Genomic DNA, 1,490 nt, shown 5'->3' with positions numbered 1-1,490 from the left:
ACGCTTGGCCAGCCAGGCGGCGGGCTGCGGTTGTGGCAGCGGCTTGCCCTGGGCCCGCGCCAGCTTGCGGGCCTGGTGTTCGCCGTCAAGCTGGGCGTACCAGTTTTCGAGTTCCAGGCAGGCGTCCACCTCGCCATTGGCTGCCCGGGCCTTGCAGCAGGCGGCCAGCAGCTGTTCCTCGGCGTCGGTGTGGCGGGCGAACAGGTCGGCCACCCAGTCGACGAAGACGCGCAGCTTGGTGCTCAGGTGCCGGTTGGGCGGGTAGACCACGTACAGCGGCAGCGGGTCGGACTCCCAGTCCGTCATCAGCGGCACCAGTTCGGCCGCGTCAATGTGCGGCTTGAGCATGAAAAATGGCGCCTGCACCACGCCCAGGCCGGCCAGGCCGGCGGTCATGTAGGCGGTGCCGTCGTTGACTGACAGCCGGTAGCGGCCCTGCACCTCCACGCGTTCGCCCTTGCGGTTGAAGTCGAACGAGAACTGCCGGCCAGTGCGCGACGAGAAGTAGCTGACGATCTTGTGGTCGCCGCTTTCCAGGTCGCGCGGATGCAGTGGCAGCCCGTGCTCGCGCACGTAGGAGGGTGCCGCGGCGCAGGCATAGCGCCAGGCACCCACGCGGCGCGCCACCAATGATTGGTCGGTGATCTCGCCACCGCGCACCACGCAATCCACGTTGTCGCCCACCAGGTCCACCGGCCGGTCGCTCACGCCCAGGTCGATCTGGATGTCCGGGTAGCGGGCGTGGAACTCCGGCAGCGCCGGGATCAGCAGCAGCCGCGCGACCGAAGACGCCACGTCGATGCGCAGCCGCCCGCGTGGCGTGGCGCGCGCATGCGAGATCGAACCTTCCAGCTCGTCGATCTCGCCCAGCAGCCGGCTCACCCGCTCGTAGTAGGCCGCGCCGTCTGGCGTGACCGTCACGCGGCGCGTGGTGCGGTTCAGCAGCTTGACCTCCAGGTGTTCCTCCAGCGACTGGATCAGCCGGGTCACCGCGGCCTTGGGCAGTTCCAGCGAATCTGCCGCCTTGGTGAAGGTGCCTGCCTCGACCACGCGCGCAAACGCCTGCATTGCACTGAGCTTGTCCATCCAGCATCCCTTCGTTGACCTGAGACGTCATTGTTTCACCAGCCACAAAACTGTGTCATGCCGCAGGGTGTTTATTCCTTCACTCGCAACGCCTATCCTTCGCTGCACTGCAACAAGATTGCCCCTCCTGCTTCCGGCCTTTCCTGTCTTCACCGCATTCCAGCCCCGCCACCATGCCTTCGCTCTCCCCGCTGATCACCGCCGCCTGGCGCGACACCCGCATTGATGCCGGTCTCGCCGAGCCCTTGTCGGTGCGCATCCACCGCGCGGCCGAGCCTGGTCTGACAGCGGGTGACGGCCGGGTGTTGGCGCGCCCGCTGGTGCTGCACCTGCCCGGCGGCGCTTTCATCGGCGGCGACCTGGACAGCGGCCTGGCGACCGCACGGCTGTTGGCGCAATCGGGC

1 protein-coding gene and 1 pseudogene are annotated in these 1,490 nt (G+C 67.9%); one reads left to right on the top strand and one right to left on the bottom strand.

The window, feature by feature from the left end; translation table 11 throughout:
• Window positions 1–1,086 (bottom strand): LysR family transcriptional regulator (locus tag FKP22_RS30155; protein WP_141291892.1); only part of this gene is annotated, 1,086 nt, incomplete at its 3' end.
• A gap of 173 nt (window positions 1,087–1,259) precedes the next feature.
• Here FKP22_RS30155 and FKP22_RS30150 point away from each other — a divergent pair.
• Window positions 1,260–1,490, top strand: a pseudogene (locus FKP22_RS30150) (hypothetical protein); the annotation flags it as partial.

The organism is Ideonella azotifigens (assembly GCF_006519715.1).
Taxonomy (GTDB): domain Bacteria; phylum Pseudomonadota; class Gammaproteobacteria; order Burkholderiales; family Burkholderiaceae_C; genus Ideonella; species Ideonella azotifigens.
The sequence above is the reverse complement of the archived record's forward strand: the minus strand, read 5'-3'. Positions and strand labels throughout refer to the sequence as shown.